This is a genomic window from Rhodococcus sp. SBT000017 (assembly GCF_003688915.1).
Lineage (GTDB): Bacteria > Actinomycetota > Actinomycetes > Mycobacteriales > Mycobacteriaceae > Rhodococcoides.
In genome coordinates this window covers 146,228-159,979 of the sequence record NZ_REFU01000001.1, presented here as the reverse complement: position 1 = coordinate 159,979, position 13,752 = coordinate 146,228, and the positions used below count along the sequence as shown (strand labels likewise).

The 13,752-nt window shown below is 64.4% G+C and carries 12 protein-coding genes and 1 pseudogene; 12 read left to right on the top strand and 1 reads right to left on the bottom strand.

Going from position 1 to position 13,752, the window contains the following annotated elements:
- Positions 1–11: 11 nt before the first annotated feature.
- The 12 genes and pseudogenes from AYK61_RS00570 (at position 12) to AYK61_RS00515 (ending at position 12,099) form a co-directional block, all read left to right on the top strand.
- Positions 12–1,385, top strand: a complete 1,374-nt coding sequence (locus tag AYK61_RS00570; RefSeq protein WP_121869426.1) for an O-antigen ligase — start codon at positions 12–14, stop codon at positions 1,383–1,385.
- On the top strand, positions 1,295–2,347 hold the full coding sequence (locus tag AYK61_RS00565) for a glycosyltransferase family 1 protein (protein WP_121869425.1): 1,053 nt from the start codon (positions 1,295–1,297) through the stop codon (positions 2,345–2,347). The genes AYK61_RS00570 and AYK61_RS00565 overlap by 91 nt, the downstream gene beginning before the upstream one ends.
- On the top strand, positions 2,347–3,873 hold the full coding sequence (locus AYK61_RS00560) for a flippase (protein WP_121869424.1): 1,527 nt from the start codon (positions 2,347–2,349) through the stop codon (positions 3,871–3,873). The genes AYK61_RS00565 and AYK61_RS00560 overlap by 1 nt, the downstream gene beginning before the upstream one ends.
- Positions 3,874–4,113: 240 nt before the next feature.
- Positions 4,114–5,061, top strand: a complete 948-nt coding sequence (locus AYK61_RS00555) for a hypothetical protein (RefSeq protein WP_147458286.1) — start codon at positions 4,114–4,116, stop codon at positions 5,059–5,061.
- Complete coding sequence (locus tag AYK61_RS00550) at positions 5,058–5,378, top strand: hypothetical protein (protein ID WP_121869422.1); 321 nt, start codon at positions 5,058–5,060, stop codon at positions 5,376–5,378. The genes AYK61_RS00555 and AYK61_RS00550 overlap by 4 nt, the downstream gene beginning before the upstream one ends.
- Complete coding sequence (locus tag AYK61_RS00545; RefSeq protein WP_121869421.1) at positions 5,368–6,477, top strand: glycosyltransferase; 1,110 nt, start codon at positions 5,368–5,370, stop codon at positions 6,475–6,477. Before AYK61_RS00550 ends, AYK61_RS00545 begins: the two co-directional genes overlap by 11 nt.
- The gene (locus AYK61_RS00540) at positions 6,464–7,726 is read left to right on the top strand and encodes a hypothetical protein (RefSeq protein WP_237669018.1); all 1,263 of its coding nucleotides are present in this window, start codon (positions 6,464–6,466) and stop codon (positions 7,724–7,726) included. Before AYK61_RS00545 ends, AYK61_RS00540 begins: the two co-directional genes overlap by 14 nt.
- A gap of 51 nt (positions 7,727–7,777) precedes the next feature.
- Complete coding sequence (locus AYK61_RS00535) at positions 7,778–8,863, top strand: glycosyltransferase family 4 protein (protein ID WP_121869420.1); 1,086 nt, start codon at positions 7,778–7,780, stop codon at positions 8,861–8,863.
- A gap of 121 nt (positions 8,864–8,984) precedes the next feature.
- A complete protein-coding gene (locus AYK61_RS00530) occupies positions 8,985–9,557 on the top strand; it encodes a giguanylate cyclase (RefSeq protein ID WP_237669233.1) in 573 nt (190 codons plus the stop codon).
- Between the two features lie 5 nt (positions 9,558–9,562).
- Positions 9,563–10,492, top strand: a complete 930-nt coding sequence (locus AYK61_RS00525; protein ID WP_121869418.1) for an aldo/keto reductase family oxidoreductase — start codon at positions 9,563–9,565, stop codon at positions 10,490–10,492.
- A 193-nt stretch (positions 10,493–10,685) separates the two neighbouring features.
- Complete coding sequence (locus tag AYK61_RS00520; RefSeq protein WP_121869417.1) at positions 10,686–11,048, top strand: STAS domain-containing protein; 363 nt, start codon at positions 10,686–10,688, stop codon at positions 11,046–11,048.
- A gap of 154 nt (positions 11,049–11,202) precedes the next feature.
- Positions 11,203–12,099 (top strand): annotated as a pseudogene (locus AYK61_RS00515) (SDR family oxidoreductase).
- Here AYK61_RS00515 and AYK61_RS00510 read toward each other — a convergent pair.
- A complete protein-coding gene (locus AYK61_RS00510; RefSeq protein WP_121869416.1) occupies positions 12,092–13,711 on the bottom strand; it encodes an MFS transporter in 1,620 nt (539 codons plus the stop codon). The pseudogene AYK61_RS00515 and the gene AYK61_RS00510 overlap by 8 nt on opposite strands.
- Positions 13,712–13,752 lie beyond the last annotated feature (41 nt).

Here is a 13,752-nt window from a genome sequence, read left to right as displayed (position 1 = left end):
CGGATCACCCCGTGATCACGTACGTTGCGCTCGCTTTCGGCGCAGCGGTCGTCCTCGCGCTCGGCTGCGCGGTCGCCTCGGCCATCTACCGTCGGCCGCAACGTGGAGTGTTGCTGTTGGCGGGATTGGTTCCACTGCACGGCCTTCTGGTTCTGATTCCCCTCCCCGGGGTGGTGTCCGGCTGGAAGGAAGGCCTGGTCGTCTTCACGGTTCTGTGCGCGTGGTTGCGCCGACCCCGACACGTTCATGGCTCGACGCCTCGGGTGTTCATGCCGTGGTGGCCCGCGGCCGTCGTCTTCGTCGTGTTCGGCAGCGTGTCTGCGTTCGCCACGTTCGGGATCGTCGGCGTGTTCGGCATCAAGGTGACCTTCTTCTACATCCTGCTGGTGGTCGTCATGTGGCTTGCACCGTTCGACGCCATGGACCGCGACCACCTCGTCTCCGTTCTCATGGGGATGGGTGTGTTCACCTCGGCGGTGGGCATCGCACAACTCCTGGCCGGACCGGCCGCATTGGTGTCGTTGGGGTACGAATACGGCACACAGGTCCGAACCTCGGGTGGACTGCTCCGCACGTTCAGCACGTTCAACCTGCCGTTCCCGTTCGGGCTGTATGTGATGTTGGCCTTGCTCGTGGGCGGTGCGGTCGCACTCGCCGATCCGCGCCGGCGGCGAAACATGCTGTTCCTGTGGGCTACTCCGATGATGGTGGTCGCCATGTCGAGTTCGATCGTGCGCGGAGCCATTCTGGGGCTCGCAGTGGGGGCGATCTACCTGATCGCGGTCCGCTTCCGCTATCTCGCCGCACCCCTGGCGGTGGCCGCGGTCGCGGTGGCCGCGGCTGTTCCGTTCGTCCCCAACATCACATCGGTGTTCTTCTCGTCGAGCAGCCTCGGTCAGCGCGGTGACGGATGGGCCAACATCATCGCCAGCATCCTGATTCATCCGTTCGGGACGGGGCTGGGATCGAGTGGGTCTGCGGCAGACCGCATTTCCACCGCCGAGGGTGTCGCGTTCACGCGATCGGGGCTCTCGACCAACTACCAGCCCGACAACTACTACGTGAAGGCACTGCTCGAACTCGGACCGATCGGCCTGTGGGCGGTGGTCGCCTTGCTCGTGACGTCGCTGCTGTGGTGCACCCGCCTGTCCCGGGCGCTACCGGGCAACGACGGTGCGCTGGCACTCGGTGTCGGTGCCTCGATCGTCGCAGCCATGTTCGCCAGTCTCGTCTCGACGTATTTCGAGATATTTCCGATCGATGTCTATTTCTGGCTCTTGTTAGGAGTGGTGGGATGCGCAGCAGCGCAACACGAATCGTTTTCGGGGCGCTCGCCCTCCGGCCGGGCGGAAGCGGAGTACAAACCTACATTCGCGAGCTCCTGAACGAATTACCGCACTGCCTACCCGATGCCGATCTCGCCGCGTCGGTGCAGCGCGACGCCGTCGGTGAGCTCCCGCCCTCGGTCACGGCCATGGAGCGGCCTGTCACCAGCGGTGCAGCTCGTGCGTTGCTCGGGGCCCTTCCTGTCGGTCGTTGCGATGTGGTGCACGGTCTGGACGTGGACCTGCCGTTCCTGACCAAGGCCTTCACAGTCGCGACGGTGCACGACCTTTCGGTCATCGACATGCCGTCGGCCTCGAGTCGATTTCGCGCGCTCGGTGAACAGAGACTGGTACGGCGCGCACTGCGCCGCGCAGATCTGCTCATTGCGGTCTCGCAGTTCACCGCCGATCGAATCAAGGCGGTCAGCGGGCGCGACGCCACAGTGGTCGGTTTGGCACCCGCAGCGTGGGCCACCGTCCCCACCGACAACCGGGTGGACGTCGTTCGATCCAAATACGACTTGCCGGACCGTTTCGTCATGCAGGTCGGAACGGTTGAGCCTCGCAAGAACGTTCAGCTGGTGGCCGACGCAGCGGAGAGTCTCGGAATGCCGTGTCTGCTGGCCGGGGCGGGCTCGACCGGTCCCCTCGCTCCCCGCAATTCCCGAGGGCTCGGGTATGTCGATGTCGAGGATCTGCCTGCCCTCTACGCTGCCGCGACAGTCACTGCATACGCCTCTCGGTACGAGGGCTACGGGCTCCCGCCCGTCGAGGCGATGGCCTCGGGCGGTGCGGTCGTCGCCAGTGCCGTCGGTGCCCTCCCCGACGTCGTCCGCGACGGTGCCGTTCTCGTCGAGTCGGAGAACGTCGACGACTGGGTACAGGCGATGAAACCCATCGCTTTCGACGAGGCTGCCCGCGCAGCTCTCGTCGACGCGGCGGCCGTTGCCACCAGCGAGATCAGCTGGCGTCGAACGGCGGAGCTCACCGCCAACGCGTATCGAGCCGCGGGCATGGTCTGATGGCCGAGGAGTTTGCGCTCGACGGCACCGAGCAGCCCCCGGACTACCGCGCCATCGCAGCGGATCCGAAAGCCGCAGCCAAAGCGACGATTGCCGTTCTGATCAGCAGAGTGATCATCGCGACGCTGGGGTGGGTGGGCAGCGTCGTCGTCGCGAGGTCCCTCGGACCGGACGAGTGGGGCCAGTTCAGCTTCGTCTTCGCGCTGCTCGGCTTGATGTCCGTCGTGACCGATCTGGGGGTCGGACGCGTCGTGCTCGCGAAATTGATGGACGACGATCCCGAGGAAATCGGTCGAACGGCGTCGTCGTTTCTCGCTCTGCGTACCGTCCTCGGGTTGGTGGGGTACGTGCTGGCCGTCGCATACGTTCTGTTGCTGCAGTATCCGAGCGAAGTGGTCCTCGCGACGGTGGTGGGCGGACTGGTGGTCGTGTTCGCAACGCCGGGTCACGCATTGAGCGTGCTCTTCCAGAGTCGCCACCGTCTGGTACTCGTGGCCGTTGCCGAAAGCGCCGGACAAGCAATCCAATTGGCGTTGACCGTGCTGGCGGCCGTGCTGGCCCCCACCCTGCTGATCTTCGTTCTCCCGGCCGTGGCCAACGAAGTGTTCAAGTTGGTGACCAAGGGTTTCGGCATCGGCAACCGTTCCATGGGCCTGCGACCGTCGCGCCACATCGAAATTCATCGCTGGGGGCCCTATCTGAGGGAGGCCGTGCCTCTCGCGATCGGCTTCGCACTCACCATCGCCATGCTCAAGATCGACATGCTGATGCTGAGCCTGCTCGACACGTTCGAGGCCGTGGGACTGTATTCCATCGGGTACAAATTCTCGGACATGATCGACACGTTCGTCTTGGCGGCGGTGGCACCGATCAGCACCCTACTCGTCGCGTCGTGGCCCCACGACACCACCGCATTTCGCGCACGCTCACGTTCGGCCGCACTGCTGTTCGCACTCTTCGGCGCAATGGCTGTCGCGGCGTTCGTACCGTCGGCCGAGCCGCTGATCGGCCTGCTGTACGGCGAACGGTTCGTCGACGGAGCTCACGCAGCCCGTCTGCTCGTCATCGGTGCGGCGCTGATGTCGTTGGTGATGCTGGGAATTTTTCTGCTCGCGTCGGCCGGAATGCAGCGACACTACCCCGTGGTGGCACTGGTCGGTCTGGCCCTGAACGTCGGGTTGAACCTGTTCCTGATCCCGCGGATGTCGTACGACGGGGCTGCCATCTCCACCGTCGTGACGATCGGCGTCACTCTCGTCCTGCTGTGGATCGTGATCTCTCGAAGCATGCCCATATCGAGACTGCTTCCAGTGCAGTCCATTTCGGTGACAGTCGTGGTCACCGCAGGCACTACGGTCGGCGGCTGGTTCCTGGTGCAACACCATCCCGGCCTGTGGCTGCTCGTCTCGGTCGCGGCAGCGCTGCTGGTCGCGAGCGTGCTCTACGTGTTCGTCGCCATCGGACTCGTCGAGTCACCAGTGCCGGGTTCGGCCGAGAAAGGACGTCACCGTGCGCGTTCCGAATGACCACCGGCACAACGGACACATCGCCCGATTCGTACCGTGCGCTGCGGAGTCGCAGTCGGGTTTCGTCGATGCAGCAGACCGTCGTGCTTGTTCTTCGAATGTTGTTGATGTGCAGTTCCATTCACGGGCGGCACGGCTAAGCGGACGGCACTCGGGCCCGGCTATCATCGAGCCTGTCGGCTCCACGAATCTCCGAAGCGGTACGTCCGCTCGCATCGACGACGGAAGGGTACGCGGTTGATGTCCGTCCACGATGCCGTACACCGGGGTGACGTCCCCCCACCTATCGATCTGGCGGGACACATGCGTGAACTCGGCCGGGCACTGCTGCCCGCCGTGATCATTGCTGCGCTGGTCGGCGCAGGCGTGTTCTACCTCAGAAGCGAACTCACCGACAAGCAGTACGCCGCGTCGGTCGTGGCCGAGATCGAACCGGTCCAAAGCCTCGTTCCCGGTGACGCGTTCATCGAGCAGATGCGCGCACCGTTCGTCGAGTTGGCGACCGACCGCAGTGTGCTCGATGAGGTCCTCGCGCAGGTCGACTCCGGACTGAACGCTGCCGAGCTGGCGTCGAGCGTCGAACTCTCCCCCGGCACCTCGCCCGCACTGCTGACCGTCACGGTGACGACCCGTTCTCCCGAGCTCGCCGCAGATCTCGCTCGAACGATGGTGTCGACCATGGCAAGTACCAGCACTGCCAACGCGATCCGCGACTCTCGAGAGCGAACGGACGAAGCGCAGTCCTCGATCGACGCGCAACAGGCGCGAGTGGACGCTCTCCCCGCCGACGACCCGAGCCGGGCCGCGGCCGTGTCCGAACTGGCCGAACTACGCACCCGCCTGAGCGAAGTCGAGGCTGCTGCGGGAGGAGATCGACTGGTCGTGCTGTCGAACCCCGAGCAGAGCACAACGCCGGTGTCGCCGAAACCGGTCTCGGAGGCACTCGTCGCCGCGCTCGCTGCTCTCATCGTCGCGGCCGAACTGATCGTGTTGCTGCGAGGACGTCTCGGACGCAGGCCCTCTCGCTCCTGGGCCCGTCGGGTGTCTCGCAAATACGGAGCGCACTTCGACCCGACGGCGGGCGACACGGTGCCGCCCGCCGTAGCTGCGCGGATCGCAGCACTCGAGCGCGGCGATCGACCCGCTTCGAGGGGGCTCGACACGCAGCACCCAAGGGCGACAGCGTGATCGTCCTGTTGGTCGGCGAGGGTGCCGTGTCGGAGTCGACTCACGATCAGAATCGGACAACCGAACATCGCCGCGCCACCGCAGAATTCGGGTTGTCGGAGCAGTGGTGGCAGCACACAGAGGTGGGCGACGTCGAGACCGTGGTGGTGCTGGTGTCGAGACGTGGACGGGACAAGAAGGCAGCAACCGCCGCACTGCGGCGGCTCGACGACTTCGACATTCCCGTGCACCTGGTCCTGCAGACAAAGGACTCGACTCGACGGGTGGAACAGACCACTCAAACGATCGCGCCGGAAGGCCGAAGCCATGCCAGCTGACAGAATTGCCGTCGTACACGAGAGATTCACCGAGATCGCCGGATCCGAGCACGTCATCGAACAGCTCGCGTTGCATTGGCCTGCGGCCGAGGTGTTCGCGCCGATCTCTCGGCCCTCCGGGGTTCCGGCAGGAATCAGCCGCGAGGTGCACACGTCGAGCCTGAATCGGGTGTACGACGCGTTGGGGCAGCGGTCCTACGCGCCCGTCCTTCCGATGATGCCGCTGGCCTTTCGGCGCATGCCCCTCAGCGGTTTCGATGCAGTCGTCGTGAGCCATCACGCCTTTGCGACGCAAGCGGTGTTCGCCACCGACTCCCCGGTGATCGCATACGTGCACAGCCCGGCACGGTGGGCCTGGGACCCCGAACTACGCGCAGGCGAAGGGGGCGGTAGAGCCGGAGCAGCGATACTGACGGCACTGTCGGCCGTTGCCCGTCGATGCGAGATCGCTGCCGCACCGAAACTGACCACCGTGGTGGCCAATTCGACTGCAGTTGCACGTCGCATCGAGGACTGGTGGGGCCGAGACGACGCCCTGGTGGTCCATCCTCCCGTCGACACCGAGGGATTCACACCGGATCCGTCTGTCGAGAGAGAGAACTTCTTCCTGCTCGCGGGACGCCTGGTCCCCTACAAGCGTCCGGACATCGCGGTGCGCGCGGCCGCCGAGGCCGACGTTCCCCTCGTGGTGGCCGGAGACGGCCGGGCGATGGACGCCTGCCGGAAACTGGCCGGACCCAAAACGACCTTCCTGGGACGAGTTTCACACGAGAAGCTTCTCGAGCTTCATCGAACGACACGTGCTCTGCTGATGCCGGGAGTGGAGGACTTCGGCATCGTCCCCGTCGAGTCCATGGCAACCGGAACACCCGTCATCGCCTTGGGCGACGGCGGTGCCATGGACTCGGTGGTACCCGGAAAGACCGGGGTGCACGTGGCTCCGGGCTCCGACGCCGAAGTGATCGCCGGATTTGCCGAGGCCATGCGCTCCTTCGACCCCGGAGACTACGACCGCGCTGCCATTCGCGCGTGGGCGGAGGGCTTTTCACGGGCAAATTTCCGCAGTCGAATGCAGGAGGTAGTCGATGCCGTCCGCTGAGCGTCGATACCGCGCAACTGCGCTGGATCGTGTCTTCGCCGATACCCGAATAGTCACCGCAGTCGGCCCCGTTCGTGGTCTCGATGTCGGACGCACGAGACGAACGCTCACGGCCGCCGAACAGGTCGATACCGAGGCACACCTCGCCGTGGAACCGCGGTCGGACGCACGGCAGTGGCGCTACCGAACCGACATCGCAGGTGACAACGTCTCCGCGAGCACCGATCCCACGGACGACCTGGGCAAGATGCTCACCGACATTCGATCCCGAGACGGGAAACGCAGTCCTCTCGAGGTGGTCGTGTTCGATGACCATCTCGCGATCGACTACTCGCATGGAATCGGGGACGGCCAGATCGGCGTCATGATGTTGGCGGCATTCTGCGACGATGCCGACGGGGCACTGGTCCCCGGGCTCGCGGTAGGACTACCGGCGAGCGCAACATGGAAAGCGTTGTGGCGACACTATTCTCGAAACCCGAAGACCTTGGCGGACTTCTGGAAGCTGCGCGGTCGCCACCGAACCGAGGCCGACAGCGAGTCAGCTCCCCGTCGCAGAATCGAGAACTGGGAAGCCGCGAAAGTCAGCCGAGCCGGATACATGAGCTCAGCCCGTGTGGACGAACTCAAGCACTGGACGGCCGAGCACATGCCAGGAGCGACCGCCGCGTCGATCTCGATCGCGCTGTGGAGTGCGGCTCTTCGGGCCGAGGGCGTCGACGTCGCCGAGCACATCATGGTCTTGTTCAACAGTCGACGCTATCTCGATTCGGCGCAACAGAATTCGCACGGGAACTTTGCCGTCGGCATTCCACTTCGCCTCCCTTCGGGCACGACGCCCGCCGGTATCGCTGGAGCAATGCGTGAGGTGATCGAATCGGGATGGCCCATAGCGGTATTGGGAATGTCACTGCTGCGCGATGCTGCGTCGCGAGTTCGGCCTTCTGCTCCCTCGCAGAACAATTCTGTCGTCGAGGTTCCCGAAACATTGAGGCTGGCCGTCAGCGACCTCGGGCGACTGCGCGTCTTCGACCACCTCGATTGGGCCGACGACGGGCGACCCCCACAGCTGGCAGCATCACTCGAGCCCGACGGCCCGGACGGCTGCACGATGCTCATTGCCGAGATTGCAGGTGGGCGGACGTACACGGCATCGTTCTGCAGCAAGATGATCGACGTCGATGTGGTGGACGCAGCACTGCGGCGCATGTGCGATGACCCCGTCGCGCTACTCCGAGATGCATTCTGACGTAGGAATACCGATGTCGAATCACCCTCACAGAACAGACGGAGCTCGATCATGACCTCTGGATCGACAGTGCTGTTCCTCGCCCACACCGGGCAGGTCTCCGGTGCCGAGAAGGTGCTACTGGATCTGATAGACGAGGCCGAGCGCCGCGGCTATGACACTGTGATCGCTTGTCCCACCGGCCCTCTGGCCGATCGAGTACCCGCGACGACGCGACACATCGCCATCGGCGAGCTCGGGCTCGGCGGTGAACGAGGAGCCGCCCGAGGCGTCGCGGCGGCACGCATGCTGGCGAGGTGGGTCACCGCAGCCCGCGCGGTACGTACGATTGCCCGTGCACCGGGCACCACTACCGTCGTCAACTCACTCTTCGCGCTCCCGGTCGCACGGTTGGCCCGTCCCGCGCGCGGTGCGTCGTGGCTCGTCCACGACACCATGACCTCTGCCAAGCAGCGCGTGGTGGTGCGGTTCGCGCGGCCCGCCGTTCGCGTCGCGGTGTCGGTGTCGGAAGCAACGGCCGTTCCCCTCCGCGCGGCCGGCCTTCCGGTGGTGGTGTCCCACAACGGAGTGCCGTGGCCGGTGCCCCGCTTCGGCGGCGAACTCCACACCCCGCCGGTAATCGGTATGTTGGCTCTGCTGACACCGTGGAAGGGCCACCGAGTTCTGCTCGACGCCGTGGCCACTCTTCCCGAGATCCGTGTCGAACTCGCCGGCGGCAGCTTCCCTGGTGATCATGAGTATGTCGCAGAACTCCACGAGCGAGCGTCTCGAACGGACCTCGCGGGTCGTGTCGAGTTCCTCGGGCACACCGACGCGAAATCTGCGCTACAGAGGTGGGACGTGGTCGTTTCCGCAAGCACGTCGCCGGAGGCGGGTCCGTTGTCGGTTCTCGAAGCGATGTCACACGGGCTGCCGGTGATCGGAACCGACCACGGCGGCACCCACGAGTTCCTCGTCGACGGTGCCGGGATACTGGTCGAGCCCGGCAACGCCTCAGCCCTCGCTGCGGCCATTTCGACGGTTGTGGCCGATTCGGATCGGCGGCGGACCCTCGGGGATGCCGCGAGGCACCGAGTCGCCGTCCGCCACGACATCACCGAGACACTTCCCGCACTGTTGCACCGTCTCATCAGCTGACCGACGTGCCGAGCGAGCGGGTCGCCGGCCAGGAAAAATGAACGAACTCGAACCCCGGCGCAGACGGCTGTGTTTCAATCGGGGCCCGATTGGAACGATGGGGGCTGACATGACTCGCGCCATGACGAGATCCAACGAGCATTATCAATGGTGTATCGGCGTGATGACCAGCCTCGCGTTGACCACCGCGGTCAAACGCATCGTCTCCGCTGCCGCCCTGGCCATGGCCGTGGTCGTGACCTTCGAGCTCGCCTTCGGCTACGGAGCCACGACGACGATCCCGTCGATCGTGCAGTGGACGTGCATGATCGCCGCGTACATCATGGGCGCGTTCTGGTGGTTCGGTCCGTGGCCGACGCTCGGACAGGCGTTCGCCTTCGTCGTCATCGCGAACTTCGCAATTTTCGGTGCCACCATCACGGCAGATTTCGCGCCCGAGGTCACGCTCGGCAAGTGCGCGTTCCTCATCCCGATCGGCATGCTTGCCGGCTTCTTCTTCGACAAGTGGCGGTTGGCCACGCACGTCGCTCTCTGCCTGCTCGGCACCACCGTCGTCGCGGTCTATATCGTCGTCGAGCGGGGTGTGGACACGTTCGTGGCGGTGGTGCTGTGGGCTCCGATCGTCGTCTCCTTCACCGGCTTCGCCCTGCTGCTGCAGGCAACCACCCAATCCATGCGTCTGGAGTTCGAGTAACCGACATGCGAACCTTCGCCCTCCCCCACACCGGAACAGCAGTCTCGAGCATCGTGCTGGGGTTCATGCGCATCAGCGATCTGGACGACAACCAGATCAGGAGACTGGTGGACACCGCCCTCGACGTGGGCGTCACGGTGTTCGACCATGCCGATATCTACGGCGGTGCCCCGCACACGTGCGAGAAGCGATTCGGAGATGCGGTCACCCTGACTTCGTCGCAGCGCGAGCACGTCAGTATTCAGAGCAAGGTCGGCATTCGCGAGGGCTGGTTCGACTTCTCCGAGGATCACATCGTCACCACGGTCGAGGCGTCACTCGCGGCCCTCGGCGTCGACCACCTGGACACCCTTCTACTGCACCGACCGGACACCCTCGTCGAGCCGGAAGAGGTTGCAGCAGCATTCGACCACCTGCACGCGTCGGGCAAGGTCCTCGGCTTCGGCGTCTCCAATCACACACCCGGCCAGATCGAGTTGCTGAAAACTGCTGTGAATCAACCCATTCTGTTCGATCAAGTACAGCTGAGCATCGTGCACTCGCCGTTGATCGCGGCGGGCCTGACCGCCAACATGGGCGCCGAGGATCAGTCGATCGACCGCGACAACGGTTTGCTGGACTACGCGCGAACGCGCGGCATCACCCTGCAGGCGTGGTCACCGTTCCAGAGCGGGACATCCTCCGGTGTGTTCGTGGGCGACCGCGAGAACTATCCCGATCTGAACGTGGCATTGGACGAGATCGCCCACGTACACGGCTCGACCCCGTCGGCGGTGGCAACGGCCTGGATCACCAGGCACCCGGCCGATATTCAGGTTGTGCTCGGAACCACGAATCCCGAGCGAATCGTCGAAGCCGCCGGCGGTTCGGACCTACGCCTGACCAGGCAGGAGTGGTACCGCCTGTTCCGGGCGGCAGGCCACACATTGCCCTGAACGACGCTCAGCGGCGTCACATCTGCCGTTACCTTTTCGTTACCGACTAGCTATCGGTCCGTGATGGTCAGGCCTCGGTTCGGTGACGTTGCGCTGTCAGGATTGCCGCACGGCATGCACCGGAACCTGTAGCCCTCGGGTTCCACCCCGTGCACGTCGGTCGTTAGGCCATCCGAACTGAGAGGTTCGCACCGTGACTGTCACCGACCACTTCGATTCTCGCCTCGCACCCGTCGAACGCGGCAATGCTCGTTACTCCATCGGCACCGAGTTCTACTCCCCTCGCCTGACTGTCGTCCGAGCGACGGGCGATCTCGATCTGCGGGCACGCACCGATCTGTTGCAAGCGCTCGACGACGCCTTGCGCGGCGAAACGGTTGTGCTGCTGGACTTGTCGGCGGTCACCTTCATGTACTCGGGGTCCGCATGCGTGATCGTCGACGCTGCCACGCGCAGTGTGGGCCGGCTTGAGATCTACGCTCCGACGCGGCCCGCGCGCATCGTTCTCGACGCATTGGGCGCAGTGACCATCGGAGCGGATCCGCGCGCTGCATGATCGGTTGAGGTTTGCGGTACGCCCGATTCGGCAAACCCCAGGAGGACAGCGACTCCGGACGGCACGTGCGCCGTGAGTCGTCTCCACTGAATCGAAGCGGCTCGTTCGACTTGCCGCGTGGAGCATTTCACGCACACCGAGGCAAGGATCGACAATGTCCGACCAGTTCAGCAAATCCGACCCGACCACCGCGTTTCCGATGCCCGATCGGGCCGAGCAAGGACGCCTCGAGCACCCAGGACTGACCCGCGACATGGTCACCTCTCCCGATCACGGTGAGGATTCCTACCGTGGATCTGGTCGATTGCACGGCCGCAAAGCTCTGATCACCGGAGGCGACTCGGGCATCGGCCGCGCTGTTGCACTTGCATTTGCGCGCGAGGGTGCCGACGTCGTCATCGCACACCTCGAGTCCTAAGGTCCTGACGCGCAGACCACCGTCGACCTCATAGAGGGAGCAGGCCGCGCAGGCAGAGCCATCGCCTGCGATCTCACCGACGAGTCGCAGTGCGTGCAACTGGTCGACACCGCGTCCGAGGTCCTCGACGGACTCGACATCGTCGTCAACAACGCCGCGTTTCAGATGGCACAGATAGGCGGCATCGCCGACATCACCACCGAGCAGTTCGATCGGGTGCTCAAGACCAACCTGTACGCCTTGTTCTGGATTTCGAAACGCGCTGCCGAGATCATGGACGCAGGCTCGACGATCATCAACACCACCTCGATTCAGGCATCGAACCCTTCTCCGGAACTGATGGACTACGCCACGACCAAGGCGGGAATCGTGGCCTTCACCAAGGGCCTTGCCGGCGATCTTGCAGGGCGCGGAATTCGCGTCAATGCTGTTGCGCCCGGACCGATATGGACACCGCTCATTCCCGCGACGATGCCTGCGGAGAAGTACGAGAAGTTCGGCGAGACCGTCCCGCTGGGACGACCGGGCCAACCCGCGGAATTGGCACCGGCATATGTCTTCCTGGCATCGAACGAATCGAGCTACATCACCGGCGAGACCATCGCGGTCACCGGCGGCACGCCCTTCAACTGATCTCGTCGGCGTCCTCGGATCCGCGCCACGCGAGCAGCACACCGTTTCCCTCCGGTCGTCGACACGGCAGGAACAGCGCGACGGCAAGCGCACAAGTCATAGCGGCTCCGACGGTGACGAACGACGCGAGCTGAAAGCCTTCCAGGCACGCAGCTTTCATCGCGTGGATCAGGTCGGCCTTCTGCGTCGCGAAGACCGGGTTGGTGGGCGCTTTCACGATCTCGATGACGCTGACGACCGTTTCGCGAGCGAACGCCTTTTGGTAGGGCTCCATGATCGCGTCGGGTATCGCGTCGATCTTCGGACTCACCTGTGTGGTGTAGATCGACGCGACGATCGATCCGAGCACGGCAACTCCGAGCGTTCCGCCGACCTCTCGGGTGGTGTCGTTCACCGCGGAGCCCGCACCTGCTTCGTCGAGCGTCACCGAGGACATGATCGACTCGGTGGCAGGACCCTGCACGATCGCCAAGCCGAGGCCCATCAGAACCATCGAGACGAGAACCGGCCCCAGATAAGGCGTTTCGACCTCCACCTGACCTGCGATGAACATGCCGATGCTCATTACCACCAATCCGAAGACGATCACGGCCGTGGTTCCGATGCGTTGCGCGATGATCGTCGCCAGCGGCGCACCGATTGCGATGGATATCGCGAAGGGTAGCGAGTGAACGCCGAATTGCAGTGGGGTCAACTCCATCACACCCTGGAAGTACTGGGTGATCATGAACAGGAAGCCGAACATACTGAAGTACGCCACGGCAATGGCCAAGGCGGGCAGTGAGAATCGCCGGTTTCGAAACAGGTTCAAGTCCAGTACCGGAGACGGTGTTCGCAATTCCCACCAGACGAAAGCGACGACGGCTGCCGATCCTGCCGCGTAGGCTCCGATGCTCGTTGCAGACAACCAACCGTTGTGTGGCGCTTCGATGATCGCCCAGACCAGTATTGTGATGCCGGCCAACGACAACGCGATGCCCAGGGGGTCGTACTTGCCGACGTGCTCTGCCTTCGACTCCGGTACGCAGGCCAGCGCGGCCACCAGAACGAGCAGGGCGACAGGAACGTTGATCCAGAACACCGAGTGCCACGAGAAATGCTCGAGAAGGAATCCACCGGCCGTCGGGCCGATCGCGATGGCGAACCCGGCCATGGCCGTCCAGGCCGCGATGGCCAGCGCTCGCTCCTTGGCGTCGGTGAAGATGTTGATGATCAGGGCAAGGGTCGCCGGAAACACTGCGGCCGCACACACTCCCATGGCCGCACGGGCCGCGATCACCTGTCCCAGATCGGCGGCGACAGCGCCGCCGACCGACATCACCGCGATACCCGCCAGTCCGAAAATCATGACCTTCTTGCGGCCGTAGCGATCGCCGAGGTGACCGAACGCCAACAGCAATCCCGCGAACGTCAGCGTGTAGGCGTCGACCACCCACTGCAGTCCGCTCATGTCGGCACGCAACTGCAGTCCCATCGAGGGCAGTGCGACGTTGACGACGGTGTTGTCCAACACGACGAGCAGCTCGGCTGCGCAGATCACGATCAGCGCGAGGTATCGCCGACGGAACTGCGGGACGTCCACCGAGTGACGGGAGGTGGTGGGTAGCGACATGAGAATCCCTTCGACTATGACGATCGGCATAGTGCCTGAAG